General features: G+C 65.3%; 21 protein-coding genes. 18 read left to right on the top strand and 3 right to left on the bottom strand.

Annotated elements, in window-relative coordinates; genetic code table 11:
• Positions 1-61: 61 nt before the first annotated feature.
• The 5 genes from ACN0T5_RS11510 (at position 62) to ACN0T5_RS11490 (ending at position 5,605) form a co-directional block, all read left to right on the top strand.
• Positions 62-397: a DUF736 domain-containing protein gene (locus ACN0T5_RS11510; RefSeq protein ID WP_417768755.1), complete on the top strand. Its 336-nt coding sequence runs from the start codon at positions 62-64 to the stop codon at positions 395-397.
• Between the two features lie 2 nt (positions 398-399).
• Positions 400-1,164, top strand: coding sequence for a lytic transglycosylase domain-containing protein (locus ACN0T5_RS11505; RefSeq protein WP_417768754.1), 765 nt, complete (start codon positions 400-402; stop codon positions 1,162-1,164).
• 243 nt (positions 1,165-1,407) lie between these two features.
• On the top strand, positions 1,408-3,162 hold the full coding sequence (locus ACN0T5_RS11500; RefSeq protein WP_417768753.1) for a relaxase/mobilization nuclease domain-containing protein: 1,755 nt from the start codon (positions 1,408-1,410) through the stop codon (positions 3,160-3,162).
• 26 nt (positions 3,163-3,188) lie between these two features.
• On the top strand, positions 3,189-5,174 hold the full coding sequence (locus tag ACN0T5_RS11495) for a conjugal transfer protein TraG (RefSeq protein WP_417768752.1): 1,986 nt from the start codon (positions 3,189-3,191) through the stop codon (positions 5,172-5,174).
• Between the two features lie 2 nt (positions 5,175-5,176).
• A complete protein-coding gene (locus ACN0T5_RS11490) occupies positions 5,177-5,605 on the top strand; it encodes a hypothetical protein (RefSeq protein WP_064790326.1) in 429 nt (142 codons plus the stop codon).
• Between the two features lie 121 nt (positions 5,606-5,726).
• Here ACN0T5_RS11490 and ACN0T5_RS11485 read toward each other — a convergent pair whose 3' ends face one another.
• Positions 5,727-7,046, bottom strand: coding sequence for an MFS transporter (locus ACN0T5_RS11485; protein ID WP_417768751.1), 1,320 nt, complete (start codon positions 7,044-7,046; stop codon positions 5,727-5,729).
• 8 nt (positions 7,047-7,054) lie between these two features.
• Positions 7,055-7,309, bottom strand: coding sequence for a metal-sensing transcriptional repressor (locus ACN0T5_RS11480; RefSeq protein ID WP_293011416.1), 255 nt, complete (start codon positions 7,307-7,309; stop codon positions 7,055-7,057).
• A gap of 119 nt (positions 7,310-7,428) precedes the next feature.
• Between ACN0T5_RS11480 and ACN0T5_RS11475 the strand changes: the two genes are divergently transcribed.
• Genes ACN0T5_RS11475 through ACN0T5_RS11465 form a run of 3 tightly spaced genes read left to right on the top strand, consistent with a single transcriptional unit; the run spans position 7,429 to position 9,157 of the window.
• Positions 7,429-7,749: a hypothetical protein gene (locus ACN0T5_RS11475; protein WP_372530082.1), complete on the top strand. Its 321-nt coding sequence runs from the start codon at positions 7,429-7,431 to the stop codon at positions 7,747-7,749.
• Positions 7,750-7,803: 54 nt separating this feature from the next.
• Entirely contained in the window at positions 7,804-8,523 is a 720-nt protein-coding gene (locus ACN0T5_RS11470; RefSeq protein ID WP_293011420.1) for a HupE/UreJ family protein, read from the top strand.
• A gap of 16 nt (positions 8,524-8,539) precedes the next feature.
• Positions 8,540-9,157 (top strand): transmembrane anchor protein, encoded by a 618-nt coding sequence (locus tag ACN0T5_RS11465; protein WP_417768750.1) that lies wholly within the window; start codon positions 8,540-8,542, stop codon positions 9,155-9,157.
• A 123-nt stretch (positions 9,158-9,280) separates the two neighbouring features.
• Here the strand turns inward: ACN0T5_RS11465 and ACN0T5_RS11460 are convergent, their stop codons facing one another.
• On the bottom strand, positions 9,281-10,666 hold the full coding sequence (locus ACN0T5_RS11460; protein ID WP_417768749.1) for an IS1182 family transposase: 1,386 nt from the start codon (positions 10,664-10,666) through the stop codon (positions 9,281-9,283).
• Positions 10,667-10,950: 284 nt separating this feature from the next.
• Here ACN0T5_RS11460 and trbB point away from each other — a divergent pair, with 284 nt between their 5' ends.
• The 10 genes from trbB to ACN0T5_RS11410 are packed head-to-tail and all read left to right on the top strand — an operon-like array spanning position 10,951 to position 20,342.
• Positions 10,951-11,946, top strand: a complete 996-nt coding sequence (trbB, locus tag ACN0T5_RS11455) for a P-type conjugative transfer ATPase TrbB (protein ID WP_417768748.1) — start codon at positions 10,951-10,953, stop codon at positions 11,944-11,946.
• A complete protein-coding gene (locus ACN0T5_RS11450) occupies positions 11,943-12,275 on the top strand; it encodes a TrbC/VirB2 family protein (protein ID WP_064790337.1) in 333 nt (110 codons plus the stop codon). Before trbB ends, ACN0T5_RS11450 begins: the two co-directional genes overlap by 4 nt.
• Positions 12,275-12,556, top strand: coding sequence for a VirB3 family type IV secretion system protein (locus ACN0T5_RS11445; RefSeq protein WP_417768747.1), 282 nt, complete (start codon positions 12,275-12,277; stop codon positions 12,554-12,556). The genes ACN0T5_RS11450 and ACN0T5_RS11445 overlap by 1 nt, the downstream gene beginning before the upstream one ends.
• 6 nt (positions 12,557-12,562) lie before the next feature.
• Positions 12,563-15,073, top strand: a complete 2,511-nt coding sequence (gene trbE, locus ACN0T5_RS11440; protein ID WP_417768746.1) for a conjugal transfer protein TrbE — start codon at positions 12,563-12,565, stop codon at positions 15,071-15,073.
• Complete coding sequence (gene trbJ, locus ACN0T5_RS11435) at positions 15,070-15,852, top strand: P-type conjugative transfer protein TrbJ (RefSeq protein ID WP_064790340.1); 783 nt, start codon at positions 15,070-15,072, stop codon at positions 15,850-15,852. The genes trbE and trbJ overlap by 4 nt, the downstream gene beginning before the upstream one ends.
• A 17-nt stretch (positions 15,853-15,869) precedes the next feature.
• Positions 15,870-16,157 (top strand): putative entry exclusion protein TrbK-alt, encoded by a 288-nt coding sequence (gene trbK-alt, locus ACN0T5_RS11430; protein WP_417768745.1) that lies wholly within the window; start codon positions 15,870-15,872, stop codon positions 16,155-16,157.
• Positions 16,158-16,160: 3 nt separating this feature from the next.
• Entirely contained in the window at positions 16,161-17,513 is a 1,353-nt protein-coding gene (gene trbL / locus ACN0T5_RS11425; protein WP_114089511.1) for a P-type conjugative transfer protein TrbL, read from the top strand.
• A complete protein-coding gene (gene trbF, locus ACN0T5_RS11420) occupies positions 17,510-18,199 on the top strand; it encodes a conjugal transfer protein TrbF (RefSeq protein ID WP_417768744.1) in 690 nt (229 codons plus the stop codon). The genes trbL and trbF overlap by 4 nt, the downstream gene beginning before the upstream one ends.
• The gene (gene trbG / locus ACN0T5_RS11415; RefSeq protein ID WP_417768743.1) at positions 18,196-19,224 is read left to right on the top strand and encodes a P-type conjugative transfer protein TrbG; all 1,029 of its coding nucleotides are present in this window, start codon (positions 18,196-18,198) and stop codon (positions 19,222-19,224) included. The genes trbF and trbG overlap by 4 nt, the downstream gene beginning before the upstream one ends.
• Positions 19,221-20,342: a TrbI/VirB10 family protein gene (locus ACN0T5_RS11410; protein WP_417768742.1), complete on the top strand. Its 1,122-nt coding sequence runs from the start codon at positions 19,221-19,223 to the stop codon at positions 20,340-20,342. Before trbG ends, ACN0T5_RS11410 begins: the two co-directional genes overlap by 4 nt.
• Position 20,343: the final 1 nt, after the last annotated feature.

Here is a 20,343-nt window from a genome sequence, read left to right as displayed (position 1 = left end):
GCTGATAGCGGGACGTGCAAGCGGCCCGCATCCCACTCACCGCATAAAGAAGGAACCTACAATGCCACAGATCGGTCAATTCACCCGCACCTCGTCCGGCTATGCCGGACATCTTCGCACGCTCTCTCTCGACCTGGAACTGACCTTCGTTCCCACAGACAATGTCGATTCCGAGAAAGCTCCCGACTATCGCATCCATCTCGGTGACGAGGAGGGCCCGGAGGTTGGCGCGGGCTGGAAGCACACCGGCGAAACCGCAGGGGCTTTCGTCTCGGTCCTGCTTGATGATCCGGTGTTCCGGCATCCGATCCGCGCCCGCCTGTTCCAGTCGGATGAGGAGGGCAGGGACTGGGGGTTGCACTGGACCCGCCCGAAGAAACGCGACGAGCAGGACTGACCATGATCATGTCCTGCACCCCTCCCGCTTCGGGAAGATGCGGCGCTCGCCGCCGCATTCTCTTCCTTCTTCTTTCCGGCCTCTTCCTCCCGGTCACCGCCACGCAACCGCTTCTGGCGCAAACCGATGTGGCCGAACACGCAATCGCCGCGCATCCCTACGCCGCCCAGGTCACCGAGGCATCGCAGCGCTTCGGCATACCGACGACCTGGATCATGGCCGTGATGCGGGCAGAGAGCGCGGGCGATCTGCGTGCGGTTTCTTCTGCTGGCGCGATGGGGCTGATGCAGGTCATGCCCGACACCTGGGCCGGGCTGCGCATCCGTCATGGTCTTGGCCAAGACCCTTTCGAGCCGCATGACAACATCCTCGCGGGGACGGCCTATCTGCGCGAAATGTGGGACCGCTATGGCAATGTCGCGGCGATGCTGGCGGCCTATAACGCCGGTCCCGCCCGCTACGACGAATACCGACTGGCGGACCGTCCACTGCCCGCCGAGACGCGCGCCTACGTCGCTGCGCTTGCGCCCGCTCTGCTTAGTGAGCGACCATCGGGCGGCACGGTTGCTGCAGCCCGGTCGCTCGACTGGCGCGAGGCGGCGATCTTTGTCACCCGCGACGACGGCGTGTCTGCGATCGATCCTATGTCGCCTCATCGGACGGTCGGCGCCGCCCCTTCACCCGTCCCGGCGGCGCAACAGGCGGGCATCACCCCGCAGCCCGAGGGCCTCTTCGTCCAGCAGGAGACTGGTGAGGCCCGGCCATGACCCGCGCGACGACACTTCGCATTCCGTCGTGCTCTGGCGTGTCTTGGAGGGCGCAAGGAGTGGTGGCGGGCACCACGACCGAAGGATGGCAGGATAAAAGGGCGCACGGTGCGCGGCGGTTGGGCGGTTGTTTTTGTTCATGTTTTTGCCGCGCTCCGCACCGTGTGGCGCGTGCCTGCACCGTGCGAGATGTGCCTAAGGTTCTGATATTCAGTGTAGTTTCGCACTGTGTGGGGATTTGCCATGCGCGGTGATCGCGAGTTCCGCATCCGCCCGGGGCGTATCCGCTCTACCCGGGCGCAGCAGGCCCGGCCCTTCATCGCACAGGCTCTGGCTGCCGCGAAAAAGGCCGGCGGTGGCGTCTCGCGGGCCGGGCGCGTCACCACGGGCAATCGGTCCAGATTCGGGCGCGGTCAGCGTGCCAGCATTCAGGCCAACCGCCTCATCACCGCCCGCACACGCGGCGCGGTGGTCAAGGCGCGTGTGGTCCGGCACAGCGGGAAATCCGCGCCCCTCGGAGCCCACCTCGATTACCTGCGCCGGGACGGCGTGACCCGGGACGGGGAGAAGGCCAGGCTCTTCGGGCCCGGAACGGAGGATGCCGATGGCCGGGCCTTTGCCGGGCGGTGTCGCGATGACCGTCATCATTTCCGCTTCATCGTCTCGCCCGACGACGCGCCGGACATATCCGACCTGCAATCCTTTACCCGCGATCTCGTCGGGCGGATGGAGCAGGATCTCGGCACGTCTCTCGATTGGCTCGGCGTCGATCACTGGAACACCGCGCATCCGCATGTCCATCTGATCGTTCGGGGTGTGCGCGACGACGGCCAGGATCTCGTGATCTCGCGGGACTACATCAAGGAGGGGATGCGCGACAGGGCACGGGATCTCGTCACCCAGGAACTGGGCCCGCGCAGTGATCTCGACATCCGCCGGACGCTTGAAGGTCAGATCGGGGCCGAGCGCTGGACGCAGCTCGATCGTCAGTTGCTGCGGGATGCGGGGCGTTCGCGCATCCTCGACATGGCGCCGGATGCGGATCGGCAGCCGGATGCGTTTCACACACTGAAGGTCGGGCGTTTGCGCCGGCTGGAAATGCTCGGGGTCGCCGACCAGATCGGACAGTCGCAATGGCACATCAGGGACGATGCCGAGGCGGTCCTGCGGGAGATGGGGGAGCGTGGCGACATCATCAAGCGGATGCATCGTGCCCTGACGGACCGGGGGATCGAGCGCGGGTCCTCGAGTTACGTCCTTGCCGCGGAGAGCCTCGATGTTCCCGTCATCGGTCGTCTGGTCCAGCGGGGCCTCGATGACGAGCTGAAGGGGACAGCCTATGCCGTGGTCGATGGTGTCGATGGCCGGAGCCACCATATCCGTCTGCCCCATCTCGACGCTGCCGGCGACAGTGCGCCGGGCTCGATCGTGGAACTCCGCACCTATGACGATGCGCGCGGCCAGCGTCGTGTCGCGCTGGCGGTCCGGTCCGACCTGGACCTCGCTGCGCAGGTGACCGCATCCGGGGCCACCTGGCTCGACCGGCAGGCCATCGCGCGGGAACCGCTCGCGCTGTCGGACCAGGGCTTTGGTGCCGAGGTCCGGCAGGCTCTGGAAGCCCGGGCCGATCATTTGACCTCGGAGGGGCTGGCCGAGCAGAGGGTCGGCAGAGTGGTCTTTGCCCGGCGCCTGCTCGGAACCTTGCGCGACCGGGAGCTGCAGGCGGTTGGCGAGCGGCTCTCAGGGGAAACCGGGTTGCCGTTCAGCAAGACGGGGGCGGGCGACTACGTCAGCGGCCTCTATCGTCAGCGTCTCGCGCTGGCCTCGGGTCGCTTTGCGATGATCGAGGGCTATGGCGCCGACGGCGCGCTCGGCTTCCAGCTCGTGCCGTGGTCCCCCTCCCTCGAAAAGCATCTCGGCCGGGATGTCACCGGCGTCGCACGCGGGGACGGAGGGGTCGATTGGGACTTCGGCCGCAAGCGCGGCATTGGCCTCTGATCAAACACCGGAAAGGAGCGACAGTCATGTCCGCGACCAAGATCCTCTGGGGGCAGATCTCCATCGTCTTCCTCATCATTCTGGCCACCACCTGGGGCGCAACGCAATACGTGGCCGCGAGCCTTGGCTACCAGGCACAGCTGGGCCCGCCCTGGTTCGAGCTGTTCGGGACGCCCGTCTACTATCCTCCCGCCATCTTCTGGTGGTGGTATTTCTACGAGGCCTACGCGCCCCCGGTCTTCGCGACAGGCGGGATCATCGCTGCCTCTGGGGGCTTCATCGCCATCGGTGTGGCCATCGCCATGTCGGTCTGGCGTGCCCGCGAGGCCCGCAACGTTGCGACCTATGGATCAGCCCGATGGGCCGAGAAGGGCGAGGTGAAGGCGGCTGGATTGCTGGACCCGGATGGCGTGGTCCTCGGCCGCTATGAGCGGGAATACCTGCGCCACGATGGGCCGGAGCATGTGCTTTGCTTCGCGCCGACGCGCTCCGGCAAGGGGGTAGGGCTCGTCGTACCCTCGCTTCTCACCTGGCCCGGCTCGGCCATCGTTCATGACATCAAGGGCGAGAACTGGCAGCTGACCGCCGGATTCCGCGCCCGGCACGGTCGGGTTCTGCTGTTCGATCCGACCAATCCGAACTCTTCGGCCTACAACCCCCTTCTGGAAGTGCGCCGTGGGGAGTGGGAGGTTCGCGATGTCCAGAATATCGCCGACATCCTCGTCGATCCCGAGGGGAGCCTGGAGCGACGAAACCATTGGGAGAAGACCAGCCACAGTCTGCTCGTCGGTGCGATCCTGCACGTCCTCTATGCCGAGAAGGACAAGACGCTGGCCGGTGTCGCCAACTTCCTGTCCGATCCGCGGCGTCCCGTGGAGTCCACACTCCGCGCGATGATGCGGACGTCGCATCTGGGCGAGGCGGGGCCGCATCCCGTGGTCGCCAGTGCCGCCCGTGAATTGCTCAACAAGTCCGAGAATGAACGCTCCGGTGTGCTTTCGACGGCGATGTCTTTCCTTGGCCTCTATCGCGACCCTGTCGTCGCTCAGGTCACGCGCCGCTGCGACTGGCGGATCGGTGACATTGTCGGGGGAGTGCGCCCCGTCACGCTGTATCTCGTGGTGCCGCCATCTGACATCAATCGCACCAAGCCGCTCATCCGCCTGATCCTCAACCAGGTCGGCCGACGCCTGACCGAAGACCTGCAGGGCAAGGATGACCGTCATCGGCTGCTTCTGATGCTCGATGAGTTCCCGGCGCTTGGCCGGTTGGATTTCTTCGAGAGCGCGCTGGCCTTCATGGCGGGCTACGGGCTGAAGAGCTTCCTCATCGCCCAGTCGTTGAACCAGATCGAGAAGGCCTACGGCCCGAATAATTCGATCCTCGACAATTGCCACGTCCGGGTGAGCTTCGCGACCAATGATGAGCGTACGGCCAAACGGGTTTCTGACGCTCTCGGCACCGCCACCGAGATGAAGGCGATGAAGAACTACGCCGGGCACCGTCTGGCGCCCTGGCTCAGCCATCTCATGGTGTCCCGGTCGGAAACCGCGCGGGCCTTGCTCACCCCCGGAGAAATCATGCAGCTGCCGCCTTCAGAAGAGATTGTCATGGTGGCAGGCACTCCGCCGATCCGCGCGACGAAAGCACGGTATTACGAAGATTCGCGGTTTACCGAACGGGTCTTGCCGCCACCCGACTTGGTGGAGGTGGGCGCCTCGGGGAAGGATGACTGGAGCGGTCTGGCCGTACCAACGCAGGACGTCGAGCTGGAGCCAGTCTCCGAGACGGGACCGGAGGACGAGGACCCGACAGCGTCAGAGCGCCGTCTTCAGCCGGAGCTGGCGCAGCCTCAGCCGGTCGACAAGCAGACGCTTCTCGAGAACGAGTTTGAATTCGACCCACCCGAGGATGAGGAGGATGGCGCCGTCCGTAACCGCAGTGTCATGCAGCAGATGCGTGGTGTTGCACGTCAGATCTCCCTCAATCCCGATGATGGCATGGAGCTTTGAGCATGACCACCAGCCGCAAGAAGACGAAGATTTCGGTCTACCTCGATCCTGAGGTCATGCAGATGCTGGCGGAGTTTGCCGCCCGGCGTGATCGATCCCAATCGATGGTGGCCGAGGCAGCGATCGCATCCTTTCTCTCCCCGGATGACGCAGAGCGCCGCGAGGCGGTTCTGGCCAGGCGCCTGGATCAAATCGACAGGCGGATCACCCGGCTGGAACGCGATGTCGGGATCTCCGTCGAAAGCCTGGCGGTGTTCATCCGTTTCTGGCTTGCGACAACACCGGCTCTGCCGGAACCCGCGGCCAAAGCGGCGCGGGCAAAGGCTGGGGAGCGCTACGAGGCGTTTATCTCAGCTCTCGGTCGGCGCCTCGCACAGGGGCCGAAGCTGCGGCAGGAGGTGTCGGAGGATGTGGACGGGGGGCTCAGGTAGCTGAAAGGATGTCACCTGTCTCAGCCGCAGACGTCGGAACTGTAGCCGTGATCACCGTGTCCGGGTTGATCGGCCCATAGCCGTCATTGGCGAGGTCTACTCAATCCGTCCGCTCTGTCGCTCAGAAACTCGTGCCCCATTTCGGGTGTTGATCGTCGATGACCAGAGCATGGCTGTGGGTCCGATGCCCCTGCAAGTGCGGGTGATCCGGCAGAAGGTTGTCGTGTGTATGCTCGACCTCAGCCGCATCGCTGGCGGGCCAGAGCCGCAGGGCGATGATGATCCCGAGGGCTGCAACCAGAGCCAGGACAAGCAGAGCGGTGACTGCTCCGAACCGGGTCATCAGCCAGCCGGCCAGCGGGTAGCACAGCAGCCAGCAGGCGTGGGACAGTGCGAACTGGGCGGCGAAGACGGCGGGGCGATCCTCGGCATGAGCCGAGCGGCGCAGCAACCGGCTCGACGGCGTCAACACGGCCGAATAGCCGAAGCCCACGGCCAGCCATGCCACCATGAGCATGGGCCAGGTCAGGCCAAGCGCCAGCATCGCCGCCGCAAGTGCCAGCAGCACCGCGACCATGACTCCCGCGCCGGCCAGCATGACCGGGCGGTCCGCCATCCGGTCAAGGACCCGCGGCAACACGAAGGCCGCGATCATCGATCCGAAGCCGAAGGCGAACATCGTCCAGGCCAGCGCCACCTCGGACAGCCCCAGCATCCCCCGCACGAGGATGACCGAGTTCACCAGCACCATCGCCCCCGCCGCCGCGACCGCCATGTTCAGCGCCAGCAGCCCACGAAGGCGCGGGGTGGCAAGGTAGATGCGGATGCCGCGGGTGGTGCGGTCGTAGATGCCGCGCGGCGCAGTGGCCTTGGGGCTCGGCAGCAGGACCGACACGACCAGCAGGGCCGAGCCGAGGAAACCGACGACGGTGCCGAGGAACAGGCTGTTGTAGCTCATGACCGTCAGCAGCAGGGCCGCGAGGGTCGGGCTGACGATGTTCTCAAGGTCATAGGCGAGGCGCGACAGCGACAGGGCGCGGGTATAGCGTTCCTCTTCCGGCAGCACGTCCGGGATGGTCGCCTGGAAGGTCGGCGTGAAGGCCGCCGAGGCCGACTGGAGCAGGAAGATCAGCCCGTAGACCTGCCATACCTCGCTCACGAAGGGCAGTGCCAGCGCGCAGCCAGCCCGCACGAGGTCAAGCGCCACCAGCAGCACCCGCCGGTTCACGCGGTCGGCGAAGGCGCCGGCCACCGGGGCCACGCCCACATAGGCCACCATCTTGATCGTGAAGACGGTGCCCAGCACCATGGCCGCATTCTCTCCGGCCAGGTCATAGGCCAGCAGCCCGAGGGCGACGGTCGCCAGCCCCGTGCCCAACAGAGCAACAATCTGCGCCAAGAAGAGATGTCTGTAAGTGCGGTCGGCAAGGATGCTCAGCATGGGAAGCCTCAGAGTAAGCGGGAGATGGCCTTCAGTTCGTCGCGATCCGTCTCTGCGTCGGTCAGGCAATGGTCCATGTGGTCGTGGATCAGCGCCTGCTTGGCATTGCGGATCGCGCTTTCGACCGCCTGCAACTGCTGCGCGACATCGAGACAGGGCTTGCCCTCCTCGATCATGGCAGTAACCGCGCGCAGATGCCCCTCGGCGCGTTTCAGCCGCGTGACGATCTTCGGATGACTTGCATGGCGATGTTCGGATGACATAGGGTAGCCATAACCTCCCCCGGGGGATAAATCAAGATGGCGCATCAAGCGCCTGAGCAGGCGACAACGGCAGGCGGATGAAGCGGGCACAGACTTTCCTGACGATCTTGCGGAACGGCATGGCGGCTCTGCTGTGCCTGACGTTGATCGTCTGGACGATCCAGCCCGCCACGGCGCACACACCTGCCATCCTCGATGTCCTGTCCGAACACGCCCGAATGATCGAAGAGCATGGCCACAGCCATGGTCTGGAAGAAGATCTCGCCTGGGCGATGCATGGCCACAGCCACGACAAGGCGGATCACGACCACAGCACCGCTGTCCTGATCGACCTGCCGGGACTGCACTGGATCACCGCGGAAACCGACATCGACAGCCTGCGACCTGCCGATTGGCGATCGACCCCCAGAGCACCGCACGAACGACCTCCGCGCGCCTGACGCCGGGCCTTTGGCCCATCTCGTCCTGACGCAATTCACATCGGAGATCTTTCCATGATCGCACCCTCGCGGGTTGCGGCGCGTGCCCACAAGCGCGGCGTCACAGCCCTGACCTTCATTCTTCTCGCCCTCTGCGCCACGCAGGCCATGGCCCATAACGTCACCGAAGGGGACGCGGGCTATATCCAGGAAATCTGGGGCGTGAACATCATTCCGTTCATGTATCTCGGCGCCAAGCACATGGTGACCGGATATGACCACATCCTGTTCCTGCTGGGCGTCGTGTTCTTCCTCTACCGGATGCAGCACGTCGCCATCTACGTCAGCCTCTTTGCGCTCGGCCATTCGACGACCATGTTGCTGGGCGTCTATTTCGGCTGGGGCGTGAACGCCTATTTCATCGACGCCATCATCGGCCTGTCGGTGGTCTACAAGGCGCTCGACAACCTCGGCGCCTTCCAACGCTGGTTCGGTGTCCAGCCCAACACCAAAGCCGCCACGCTGATCTTCGGCTTCTTCCACGGCCTCGGCCTGGCAACCAAGATCCTCGATTACGACATCGCCTCGGAGGGCCTGGTGCCGAACCTGCTGGCGTTCAATGTCGGCGTCGAACTGGGGCAGATCATGGCGCTGGCCGTGATCCTGATCGCCATGGGCTGGTGGCGCCGCCAGCCGTCGTTCTGGCGCCACGCCTACACGGCCAACGTCGTGATGATGTCCATGGGGTTCATCCTCATGGGGTATCAGCTGACCGGCCTCTTCCTCACGTCCTGATCTTACGGAGACAGACATGCACAACGCACAGAAACCCGCCCTCGAAGACCTGCCCACCAGCCGCCAGCTGCTGAAGTCGACGGGCATCGCCGCTGCCTCGGCTGTCGCCATCTTGGTGACCGTCGTCCTGCCTGCGGAATACGGCATCGACCCGACCCGCGTCGGCGGCCTCCTTGGCCTGACCGAGATGGGCGAGATCAAGCAGGAGCTGGCCGAGGAAAAGCGCCTCGACGAGATGAGCGCGATTGAGCCCCGCTCCAGCCTCTGGTCCGATCTGGCCGGGCTTTTCGTCAGCAGCGCCGCCGCGCAGGAGGCACCGGTCTGGCGCGATGAAACGACCTTCACGCTCGCGCCCGGCGACACGGCCGAATGGAAAATGGAGATGACCGAGGGCCAGACCGCGCAATACCTGATGACCGTCGAAGGCGGCCGGGTGAACTTCGACCTGCACGGACACGGCGGCGGCAACTCCGTCACCTACGAAAAGGGCCGCGGCTCGACCGGTGAGGAAGGCGAGTTCACCGCCGAGTTCGACGGCGACCACGGCTGGTTCTGGCGCAACCGCGATAATTCGGATGTGACTGTCCGGGTTCAGGTCCGCGGCGATTACCAGGTGTTCAAGGACGCCAGCTGACACACCGGAGCAGCCATTCATGCGTCACGCAGCGAATGGCTGCTCTCCGCCGATTCTGTGGAAAAACACCCGTTTGCTGGCGCAGAATGCGGCGCCCAGATTTGAGCGCGAGCGCCTTTCCTGTCAGGCTTTTCGCGGTTGCTGCGGTGCAGGAAGGAGCTTGGCCATCTTGCGGAGGTTTTGGGCGGTTGCGGCCAGGAGGAATTCGTCATTTGCGCCGCATGGGCCACGTAATCGGAGCCGGTTCAGGCCCAAGATCCGTTTGAGGTGGGCGAAGAGCATCTCGACCTTCTTCCTCAGCTTCATCGAGATGACGTATTGCTCGGTTTTGGCGATATCGCGGGCGACCTGCCGGGCATCCTCATGTTCTTCACGGGTGATCTTGCGCGCATCCGCGTTGGGGCAGCACTTTGCCTTGGATGGACAGGCCTGGCAGACCTCTTTCAGCGCCCGATAGCGCGCTGTTCCCTTGCCTGTCGGCCCCCGGTTCGGGTCGGAATAGTTCCGGCGGAATTGCTTCAGCTCGTGCCCCTCGGGGCAGAGGTATTGGTCGTTTGCAGCGTCCCACTCGAAGTCGGCGCGGGTCCAGGTGCCATCGCTGCGTCCAGACTTGTCGAGGACAGGAATGTGGGGCGCGATTTTGCGGTCGACCAACCAGCCCAGCATTGGAGCGGTTCCGTAGGCGGCGTTTGCAATCAGACGCTCGGGATGGAGGTCGAACCTGGCTTTGACGCGCCCCAACATGGTCTTGGTTGAACCGACTTCGGCTTGCCGGTTGGACCGCGTCGCTTCAACATCCACGATGACGCCGTGGTCCGTGTCGATCAGGTAATTGTCGGAATAGCTGAAGAATGCCGGTCCCTTACGGGCGGCCGTCCATTGGCTGGCCGGGTCGGAATGCGACGTGAACTTGGGCTGCACCTCGCTGGCGGCACCGAACGCCGCCTCATCCAGGGTGGCGAGATACTCACGCACAGCGCGGGGCGCGTCGTCCGGATCGACCTGCGCCGGATCCCACTCTTCCTTTGGTGTCGAGTTCTGCTTGTTGGCATCGGCCTCAATCAGACTGGCGTCGATGGCCATGCGCTGGCCGCTGACCAAGCCCTCTTCGATACAGCGGGCCACCGTGGTCTCAAACAGGTGCCGCAGCAGTTCGCTGTCGCGGAACCGTCCATGCCGGCTCTTGGAAAATGTCGAGTGATCCGGGACGCGATCGCTAAGGTCGAGGCGGCAAAACCACCGGTAGGCAAGGTTCAGATGCACCTCCTCGCAGAGCCGCCGTTCTGACCGGATGCCGAAGCAATAGCCCACCAGAAGCATCCGGATTAGCAGCTCGGGATCGACCGAAGGCCGACCGGTGTGGCTGTAGAAATCGGCAAGGTAGGTGCGGATCCCGGACAGGTCGACGAACCGATCAATGGAGCGCAGCAGGTGGTTCTGCGGAACATGATCCTCAAGCGAGAACTCGTAGAACAGCGCCGGTTGCGCCTCCTGCCGCGGTCCCATCATCGCCGATCCTCCCACCCTCTTCAGGAATTGAATCAGCCGACGGCCCTTCGATCAAGCGCGAGTTTTTCAACAAAATACGCCCGAAACCACCAAGTTCGCATGACGGTTGCCACGACGCCTTCCTTCTGAAGTGGATCTGGAGGCAAAGTCGCCGTTTTCCTGTCTTTACACGCCACGCTACTACCCCCTCGGAAACCTGTTGAGCTGTAGGCATTTACGGCTTTCTTAATCGACCCCGATCCAGGGCGGCCTGTTGGAGGCGCCCGAAAGGGAACGGGGCCGGCATGGGAAAGACTGATCAGAGACCAGAGGTGATCCGGAGAGGCGCGCGGATGCTGCGCACCGCGCTCGGGCCGGCGATCGCCGGGTTTCTGGACGACCCCATGACCGTCGAGGTGATGCTCAACCCCGATGGGCGGCTCTGGGTCGACCGACTTTCCGAGGGGCTGGCCGACAGCGGCAAGATGCTGAGCGCAGCAGACGGCGAGCGCATCGTTCGACTGGTCGCGCACCATGTCGGCGTCGAAGTTCATAGCCTGTCCCCGCGCGTTTCCGCGGAACTGCCGGAAACCGGCGAGCGCTTCGAGGGGCTGTTGCCTCCCGTGGTCGCGGCGCCGACGTTCGCCATCCGCAAACCCGCCGTCGCCGTCTTCACCCTCGAAGATTATGTCATCGCCGGAACCATGACCTTTATGCAGGCCGAGGCGCTGCGCCAGGCGGTTGCGACCCGTGCCAATATCCTGGTGGCGGGGGGTACCTCGACCGGCAAGACCACGCTGACCAATGCACTGCTCGCCGAGGTGGCCAAGACCTCCGATCGCGTCGTGATCATCGAGGACACCCGAGAGCTTCAATGCGCCGCGTCGAACCTCGTGGCGATGCGCACCAAGGACGGTGTTGCCAGCCTGTCCGATCTGGTCCGGTCCTCGCTGCGCCTGCGCCCCGATCGTATTCCGATCGGTGAGGTGCGTGGCGCCGAGGCGCTTGACCTGCTCAAAGCCTGGGGCACCGGCCATCCCGGCGGCATCGGCACCATCCATGCCGGTACCGGGATCGGCGCGCTGCGTCGTCTCGAGCAACTCATCCAGGAAGCCGTCGTCACTGTGCCGCGGGCCATGATCGCGGAGACCATCGATCTCGTGGCCGTCCTAGCCGGGCGCGGTTCCGCGCGTCGTCTGGCCGAACTTGCCCGCGTCGAGGGCCTGGGGCCGGAGGGCGACTACCGGATTTCACCTTTCATTTCAGAACCCACCACTCACGAACCAGGAGACCTCGAATGATCCGTCACGCCCTGCGCATCCGCCAGCACATCGCCACCGCGGCCACCGCCACCTATGTCAGCCTGTTCATCGCCCCGGTCGCTCATGCCTCCGGTTCTTCCATGCCCTGGGAAGCGCCGCTGCAATCCATCCTCGACTCCGTCGAGGGGCCGGTGGCCAAGATCGTGGCGGTGATCATCATCATCGTCACCGGTCTGACACTGGCCTTCGGCGATACCGGCGGCGGGTTCCGGCGGCTGATCCAGATCGTCTTCGGGATTTCCATCGCCTTTGCGGCCTCGTCCTTCTTCCTGAGCTTCTTCAGCTTTGGTGGCGGAGCGCTGATCTGATGGCGGTGAGTTTCGAGGCCCTCGACGCAGTTCCGGGGTTCAGCGTTCCGGTCCACCGCGCGCTGACCGAGCCGATCCTCCTCGGCGGCGCACCGCGCTCGGTTGCCATCCTGAATGGCACGCTCGCCGGTGCGGTCGGCCTCGGGCTTCAGCTCTGGCTGATCGGAATCCTGATCTGGGCCGTTGGCCACATCGCAGCTGTCTGGGCGGCCAGGCGCGATCCGCTCTTCGTCGAGGTCGCGCGCCGCCATTTGCGCATTCCCGGTTATCTCTCGGTGTGAACCCCCATGATGAATCTTGCTGAATACCGCCGCACCGCCTCGCGCCTCGCCGACTACCTGCCCTGGGTGGCGCTGGTCGGGGAGGGCGTGGTCCTCAACAAGGACGGCTCGTTTCAGAGGACGGCGAAGTTTCGGGGGCCCGATCTCGACAGCGCCGTCGCGGCCGAACTGGTCGCGGTCGCCGGCCGGCTGAACAACGCTTTCCGTCGCCTCGGTTCCGGGTGGGCGATCTTTGTGGAAGCACAGCGCTCTGAGGCCGCGACCTATCCGGTGAGCACCTTCCCGGATGCGGCATCGGCGCTGGTCGATGCCGAGCGCAAGGCCGGTTTCGAGGAGGAGGAGAGCCACTTCGTATCCGGCTACTTTTTGACGCTCCTCTGGCTTCCACCGGCGGAGGACGCGGCACGTTCAGAATCCTGGCTCTACGAGGGACGCGAAACCTCGGGTGTGAACCCCTGGGAACAGGTGCGCGGCTTCATCGACCGTACCGATCGCGTGCTGGCGCTGCTCGACGGCTTCATGCCGGACTGCCACTGGCTCGATGACGCCGCTACGCTGACCTACCTGCATTCGACGATCTCGACCAGCCGTCATCGCGTGCGCGTGCCCGAGGTGCCGGTCTATCTCGACGCGCTCTTGCCCGACCAGCCGCTGGCCGGCGGGCTGGAGCCGCGCCTGGGTAATCATCACCTTCGCGTCCTGACGATCACCGGCTTTCCCGGCGCCACGACCCCGGGCCTGCTCGACGAGTTGAACCGGCTGGCCTTTCCCTATCGCTGGTCGACCCGGGCCATCCTCATGGACAAGCTGGATGCAACCAAGCTGCTGACGCGGATACGCCGTCAGTGGTTTGCCAAACGCAAGAGCATCGCCGCGATCCTAAAGGAGGTGATGACCAACGAGCAATCCGCGCTGGTTGATACAGACGCGGCGAACAAGGCCGCTGACGCAGATATGGCCTTGCAGGAACTCGGCGCGGATCTGGCTGGCATGGCCTATGTCACGGCCACGATCACTGTCTGGGACGAGGACGTCCGCCGCGCTGACGAGAAACTGCGGCTGGTCGAGAAGATCGTCCAGTCCCGCGATTTCACCGTCATGGTCGAGACGGTCAACGCCGTCGATGCCTGGCTCGGAAGTCTGCCCGGCCATGCCTATGCCAATGTCCGCCAGCCTCCCGTCAGCACATTGAATCTCGCCCATATGATCCCGCTCTCGGCGGTCTGGGCGGGGCCGGAACAGGATGAGTATTTCGGCGACGCTCCGTTGCTCTACGCCAGGACCGAAGGCTCCACCCCGTTCCGGTTTTCTCTCCATGTCGGGGATGTCGGTCACACCCTCGTCGTCGGCCCGACCGGCGCGGGAAAGTCCGTGCTGCTGGCACTGATGGCGCTTCAGTTCCGCCGGTATCCGCGCAGCCAGGTCTTCGCCTTCGACTTCGGCGGCTCGATCCGCGCCGCTTCGCTCGCCATGGGAGGCGACTGGCACGACCTCGGCGGAGAGCTGACCGAGGCGGACGAGAGTTCCGTCTCGCTACAGCCGCTGGCCCGCATTCACGAGACGTCGGAGCGCGCCTGGGCGGCCGACTGGATCGTCGCCATCCTGACGCGCGAGAACATCCAGATCACCCCGGATGTGAAGGAACATATCTGGACCGCGCTGACCTCGCTGGCCTCGGCCCCTGTGGGCGAGCGGACCATGACTGGCCTCGCGGTCCTGCTGCAGTCCAACGAACTGAAGCAGGCGCTTCGCGCATACTGCGTGGGTGGACCCTATGGCCGGCTGCTCGATGCCGAGACCGAACAGTTGGGATCGGCGGATGTGCAGGCTTTCGAGATCGAGGGGCTGGTGGGAACCGGCGCGGCGCCCGCCGTCCTTTCATACCTGTTCCACCGGATCGGTGATCGGCTTGATGGACGCCCCACGCTGCTCATCATCGACGAGGGCTGGCTGGCCCTTGATGACGATGCCTTCGCGGAGCAGCTCCGCGAATGGCTGAAGACGCTGAGAAAGAAGAATGCTTCGGTGATCTTCGCGACGCAGAGCCTCAGCGACATCGACGGCAGTTCCATCGCGCCGGCGATCATCGAAAGCTGCCCGACACGGCTCCTGCTGCCGAACGAGCGGGCGATCGAGCCGCAGATCACCGCTATCTATCGTCGCTTCGGCCTCAATGACCGGCAGATCGAGATCCTCGCGCGGGCCACGCCCAAGCGCGACTACTACTGTCAGTCGCGGCGTGGCAACCGGCTGTTCGAGCTGGGCCTCAGCGACGTCGGTCTGGCCCTCTGCGCGGCGTCGTCCAAATCGGCCCAGGCGCTGATTGCCGAGATCTGCGCCGGACACGGCCAAGACGGCTTCCTCGCCGCCTGGCTGAAGGCGCATGGCCTCGATTGGGCCGCCGAGCTGATCCCCGACCTCACCAATCTCACCATCGACGCGGACGGGGCCTTTCCGGCCACTGCTGTTGTTGAGGACGCCGACATCGACCTTGAAGAAGAGGAAGTCACACCATGACACGCAAGATTACGTTTCGGTTCGCCGGCCCGTCGCTGTTCGCCCTCGCGCTGGCGATGCCCATGGCCATGTCGCCCATCGCAGCGCCGCCCGCACACGCGCTCTTCGGCATCGGCGGGGGACCTTTCATCGTCTACGACCCGACCAACCACGCGGAAAATCTCCTGACCGCAGCGCGGGCTCTGGAGCAGATCAACAACCAGATCGCACAGCTCCAGAACGAAGCGCAGATGCTGATCAACCAGGCGCGCAATCTCGCCAACCTGCCGTATTCCGCGCTCCAGCAGATCCAGCAGAACGTCAGCCGCACGCAGCAGCTCCTGGCGCAGGCGCAGAACATCGCCTTCGACGTGCAGAGCATCGACCAGATGTTCCAGCAGGACTATGGCAACCTTTCCCTGACGGCGACCGACCAGCAACTGATCGCCGAAGCCCGGTCCCGTTGGGAGAACACCGTCGTTGGCCTGCAGGATGCCATGCGCGTGCAGGCCGGAGTCGTTGGCAATATCGAAGCCAATGGCGCCGAGATGTCCGCGCTCGTGGGGCAGAGCCAGAACGCGGTCGGTGCTCTGCAGGCCACGCAGGCGGGCAACCAGCTCCTCGCGCTGCAATCGCAGCAGCTCTCAGATCTGATCGCGGTGATCTCGGCAAACGGCCGCGCCAACGCGCTGACTGAGGCCGAGCGCGCCACCGCTGCTGAACAGGGCCGCATCCAGCGCGAGCGCTTCCTGACGCCGGGCTCGGGCTACCAGCCAGGCAACGCGCAAATGTTCAACTGAGGCCGGGAGGGGAGACGATGGAGGGGAAGGTGCTAGCCCGGATCGCGGCCATCGTATTCGTAGCGATCGCGATCACAGCCACGGTGATCGAGATGACACGCGAGGAAGCTCCCGTGTCGGCCAGCAGTGCGCCCGCGCTCCAGCCGTCTGCCGATCCTCTCCGCGCGACGCTGCGCTGGTGCCAGCAGCTTGGCGAGGCCGCTTCCAGCGATGCCGATTGCCTCGCCGCCTGGGCTGAGAACCGTGACCGGTTCCTCGGTCGGACGCCTGCATCTGACGCGCCGCAGCATTCGGGAGATCACTGAGCCATGGGTGGAACCGGCGTCATCGACAACTTTCTGGGCATCTTCACCAGCTACATCGACAGCGGGTTTGGGCTGCTTGGCGGCGAGGTCGCCTTCATCGCCACCACGCTGATCGTCATCGACGTGACGCTGGCGGCCCTGTTCTGGGCCTGGGGCGCCGATGACGACATCATCGCCCGGCTGGTGAAGAAGACGCTCTTTGCCGGGGTCTTCGCCTATATCATCTCCAACTGGAACAACCTCGCCCGGATCGTCTTCGAGAGCTTCGCGGGCCTCGGTCTGATGGCCTCGGGCACCGGGTTTTCCGCCGCAGATCTTCTGCGCCCTGGCCGCGTGGCCCAGACCGGGCTAGAGGCCGGGCGACCGCTGCTCGAAAGCATCTCCGATCTGATGGGCTGGGTCGCGGTCTTTGAGAATCTCGTCCAGATCCTCTGCCTGTTCTTCGCCTGGGCGCTGGTGATCCTCGCCTTCTTCATCCTCGCGGTGCAGCTCTTCGTTACCCTGATCGAGTTCAAACTCACGACCCTCGCGGGCTTCGTGCTGATCCCCTTCGGCCTCTTCGGCAAGACCGCCTTCATGGCCGAGCGCGTGCTGGGCAACGTCATTTCGTCCGGCATCAAGGTTCTGGTCCTCGCCGTGATCATCGGCATCGGATCGACGCTCTTCGGCCAGTTCACCGCAGGTTTCGGCGGCGTGACGCCGACCATCGATGACGCCATGGCGATTGTTCTGGCCGCCCTGTCTCTGCTGGGCCTCGGAATCTTCGGCCCCGGCATCGCCTCAGGTCTGGTGTCCGGCGGGCCCCAACTCAGCGCGGGGGCGGCCATAGGCACCGGCCTTGCCGCTGGTGGCGCTGCGATCGGGGCCGGAGGGGCAACCATGCTCGCAGCACGCGGAGCTGGATCTGCACTCTCCGGAGGCGCCGCCCTGGCACGTGGCGGCGCCTCCGCGGCGGGTGCTGCCTCGAGCGCCTACACGCTTGGCTCGATGGGCGGAGGTGGTCTCCCCGGCGGGATGGCTGGTGTGGCGCGCGCCGGGGCCGCTGCCGCGGCATCACCGCTCAAGAAGGCGTCCTCTCGCGCGGCTGGCGGGATCCAGTCCAGCTACGCCGAGGGCGTCAAGGGCGGTGTTGCGGCGACGGGCGGAACCACCTCGATGGGCACGGTCGGCAGCGCGGCATCCGAGCCTGGCAGCTCCGGCCCGTCCTTCGCCGATGGCCCGCCAGCCTGGGCGAAGCGCATGCGCCATAGCCACGCCGTGAGCCATGGCGTGCGCGCTGCGGCCCATGCCGTCCGGTCGGGCGACAGCCACGGCTCGGGCTCCTCCGTCAATCTCTCCGAAAGGGATCGCTCATGAACCTCTTCAGGCGCTCCGCCACCCATTATGGCAAGACACCTCAGCCAGAGACGCCCTATCAGAGGGCCGCGCAGGTCTGGGACGAGCGTATCGGCTCCGCCCGCGTCCAGGCCCGCAACTGGCGCTACATGGCCTTCGCCAGCCTGATCCTAGCGGCGGGCTTTGCTGGCGCCCTGGTCTGGCAATCTGCGCGTGGTACCGTCGTACCCTGGGTCGTTCAGGTCGACGCGCTCGGCGAGGCCCAGGCTGTCGCGCCGGCCTCGGCCGACTACGAGCCCACCGATCCGCAGATCGCCTTCCATCTTGGCCGTTTCATCGAACAGGTTCGTTCCATCCCCGCTGACGCGATCATCGTGCGGCAAAACTGGCTGCGCGCCTATGAGTTCACTACGGACCGTGGCGCGGCAGCACTTAACGACTTCGCCCGCGCCAACGACCCGTTCACCCGCGTCGGTCGCCAACAGATCGCTGTCGAGGTGTCCTCTGTCATCCGGGCCTCACCGGGATCGTTCCGCGTCGCCTGGACCGAGCGCCACTACGAGAACGGCCAGCTCTCCACCACCGAACGCTGGACCGCGATCCTGACCGTCGTGATCCAGACCCCGCGCAGCGCCGAGCGCCTGCGCGCCAATCCCCTCGGAATCTATGTCAATGCGATCTCCTGGTCGCGGGAGATGGGCCAATGACTGAACAGCATCTTCATGCAACCAGGTCTCCGGACATCAGGACGCCGATGTTGGTGGCCTTGTTGCTTTCCGCATCCATGCTGGCGGGGTGCGCCAGTAACCCGGTACCGGAATTCAGCTACGACGAGTCCGTGCCGCCGTTGCCCACTCCACCTGTCTCGGTCACCGAGAAACGCCCTCGGCCGCTGCATACGCCGCCCGTCTGGACAGTGGCGCATGGCGGAGCGGCGGCAGGCACACCGACCGGACGTATCGAAAACGCCAATGCCGCCGCCCGGGTCGAGCCGCGCCGCGAGGGCTACTACAATGCGATCCAGATCTACCCTTGGTCGGAAGGCGCGCTCTATCAGGTCTATGCCGCTCCCGGTCAGATCACCAACATTGCACTCGAGCCAGGCGAACGTCTGACCGGCGCGGGTCCGATCGCTGCGGGGGATACCACGCGCTGGATCATCGGCGACACGGAGAGCGGGTCCGGATCCACTGCCCGCGTCCACATCCTCGTCAAACCGACGCGGGACGACATCTCGACCAACCTGGTAATCAGCACTGACAGGCGGGTGTATACGATCGAGCTGCGTGCACGCGAGGCGCTCTACATGCCCTCGGTTGCCTGGGCCTATCCGGCAGCGCCTCGTGGTGGGCGACAGGCTGTGGCAACCGCGCCGACCATTCCGGCGCCCTCTGCCCGCAATCATCGCTACGGCTTGCAGATCCAGGGGGAAAGCCCGCCCTGGCGCCCGGTTTCTGTCTTCGACGACGGCCGCCGCGTCTATGTCGTTTTCCCGGCTGGTATCGCCCAGGGCGAGATGCCGCCGCTCTTCGTGCTCGGCGCCGACGGAGAACCACAGATCGTCAACAGCCGCATTCACCGGAACGTGCTGATCGTGGATCGCCTCTTCGGTGCGGCGGAGCTCCGGCTGGGGGCAGGAGACCGCCAGCAGGTGGTCCGGATCGTGCGCATGGAGGAGCGCGAGGCGGATGCGCGGGCGGAGGGGGATGCGCGAAGGGGAGGGGCGTCATGAGTGACACCGATCCCGCGGCTCCGATGCGTCTGCGTCCCGATCCGCCCCGCGTGACCAGACTGTCGCGCAAGGTTCTGGCCGGTGTCGGAGCGGTCGCGCTGTTGGGTATCGGGGGGGCGCTGATCTATGCGCTCCAGACCCGTGAGGCTGGGCCGGGAGGTGGAGAACTCTATTCCATAGACAACCGACCGGCAGCGGACGGCCTGGAAGGGCTGCCGTCCGACTATACCGGCCCGGTTCTGGGACCCGCACTGCCCGGTGACCTCGGGCGACCGATCCTCGATGCGCAGGAGCGCGGAGTGCCCGTGACCCCTCCGCCGATTGTGGGCCCGACCGTCGATCCGGAAGCGGAGCGCCGCAGGGCAGAGGAGGAAACCGCGCGTCTGAGCGGTGTCTTTTTCCAGACGGCATCTGGCAGGGCAACGACGGCCGGGGCCGGCGTGAACCTTCCGGGCCTGGGTAGCACCGAACAACCTGAGGGGAGCCGGCATACGGCTTTCCTCAACGGTCCGGTGGACCGGCAGACCGTCGCGTCGGACCGTATTCAGCCGCCAGCCTCGCCGTACATCCTTCAGGCGGGAGCGGTGATACCCGCCGCGCTCATCACCGGCATTCGCTCCGATCTCCCGGGGCAGATCACCGCGCAGGTCACCGAGAATGTCTATGACAGCCCGACCGGGTCGCTGCTGCTGATCCCGCAGGGAACCCGTATCATCGGCCAATACGATGACGGTGTGACGTTCGGCGAACGCCGCGTGCTGCTGGTCTGGAACCGCCTGATCCTTCCCGGCGGTCGGTCCATCGTTCTCGAACGTCTGCCGGGGGCGGATGCGAGCGGCTATGCCGGCCTCGAGGATGGCGTCGACTATCACTGGTGGGACCTCATGCGCGCGGCGGGTCTGTCCACGCTGCTCGCAATCGGCGCGGACCTCGCCACCGATGAAGAAGACCGCCTGGTCCAGGCGATCCGCGATGGGGCCGTGGACACGATCAACCAGGCCGGCCAGCAGATCATCCAGCGTCAGTTGCAGGTCGCGCCAACGCTGACCATCCGTCCGGGGTTCCCGGTCAGGATCATCGTCACCCGCGATCTGGTATTCGAAACGGCAGGAGGTTGAT

This window comes from Stappia sp., from assembly GCF_048261845.1.
Taxonomy (GTDB): Bacteria; Pseudomonadota; Alphaproteobacteria; order Rhizobiales; family Stappiaceae; genus Stappia.
Note: the sequence above shows the minus strand (reverse complement) of the source record. Positions and strands in the feature narration are given on the sequence as shown.

Excerpts from the sequence above, each read along its gene's own strand:
- ACN0T5_RS11510 (WP_417768755.1), top strand. The coding sequence starts at position 62 with ATGCCACAGATCGGTCAATTCACCCGCACCTCGTCCGGCTATGCCGGA.
- ACN0T5_RS11505 (WP_417768754.1), top strand. The coding sequence starts at position 400 with ATGATCATGTCCTGCACCCCTCCCGCTTCGGGAAGATGCGGCGCTCGC.
- ACN0T5_RS11500 (WP_417768753.1), top strand. The coding sequence starts at position 1,408 with ATGCGCGGTGATCGCGAGTTCCGCATCCGCCCGGGGCGTATCCGCTCT.
- ACN0T5_RS11495 (WP_417768752.1), top strand. The coding sequence starts at position 3,189 with ATGTCCGCGACCAAGATCCTCTGGGGGCAGATCTCCATCGTCTTCCTC.
- ACN0T5_RS11490 (WP_064790326.1), top strand. The coding sequence starts at position 5,177 with ATGACCACCAGCCGCAAGAAGACGAAGATTTCGGTCTACCTCGATCCT.
- ACN0T5_RS11485 (WP_417768751.1), bottom strand. The coding sequence starts at position 7,046 with ATGCTGAGCATCCTTGCCGACCGCACTTACAGACATCTCTTCTTGGCG.
- ACN0T5_RS11480 (WP_293011416.1), bottom strand. The coding sequence starts at position 7,309 with ATGTCATCCGAACATCGCCATGCAAGTCATCCGAAGATCGTCACGCGG.
- ACN0T5_RS11475 (WP_372530082.1), top strand. The coding sequence starts at position 7,429 with ATGGCGGCTCTGCTGTGCCTGACGTTGATCGTCTGGACGATCCAGCCC.
- ACN0T5_RS11470 (WP_293011420.1), top strand. The coding sequence starts at position 7,804 with ATGATCGCACCCTCGCGGGTTGCGGCGCGTGCCCACAAGCGCGGCGTC.
- ACN0T5_RS11465 (WP_417768750.1), top strand. The coding sequence starts at position 8,540 with ATGCACAACGCACAGAAACCCGCCCTCGAAGACCTGCCCACCAGCCGC.
- ACN0T5_RS11460 (WP_417768749.1), bottom strand. The coding sequence starts at position 10,666 with ATGATGGGACCGCGGCAGGAGGCGCAACCGGCGCTGTTCTACGAGTTC.
- trbB (WP_417768748.1), top strand. The coding sequence starts at position 10,951 with ATGGGAAAGACTGATCAGAGACCAGAGGTGATCCGGAGAGGCGCGCGG.
- ACN0T5_RS11450 (WP_064790337.1), top strand. The coding sequence starts at position 11,943 with ATGATCCGTCACGCCCTGCGCATCCGCCAGCACATCGCCACCGCGGCC.
- ACN0T5_RS11445 (WP_417768747.1), top strand. The coding sequence starts at position 12,275 with ATGGCGGTGAGTTTCGAGGCCCTCGACGCAGTTCCGGGGTTCAGCGTT.
- trbE (WP_417768746.1), top strand. The coding sequence starts at position 12,563 with ATGATGAATCTTGCTGAATACCGCCGCACCGCCTCGCGCCTCGCCGAC.
- trbJ (WP_064790340.1), top strand. The coding sequence starts at position 15,070 with ATGACACGCAAGATTACGTTTCGGTTCGCCGGCCCGTCGCTGTTCGCC.
- trbK-alt (WP_417768745.1), top strand. The coding sequence starts at position 15,870 with ATGGAGGGGAAGGTGCTAGCCCGGATCGCGGCCATCGTATTCGTAGCG.
- trbL (WP_114089511.1), top strand. The coding sequence starts at position 16,161 with ATGGGTGGAACCGGCGTCATCGACAACTTTCTGGGCATCTTCACCAGC.
- trbF (WP_417768744.1), top strand. The coding sequence starts at position 17,510 with ATGAACCTCTTCAGGCGCTCCGCCACCCATTATGGCAAGACACCTCAG.
- trbG (WP_417768743.1), top strand. The coding sequence starts at position 18,196 with ATGACTGAACAGCATCTTCATGCAACCAGGTCTCCGGACATCAGGACG.
- ACN0T5_RS11410 (WP_417768742.1), top strand. The coding sequence starts at position 19,221 with ATGAGTGACACCGATCCCGCGGCTCCGATGCGTCTGCGTCCCGATCCG.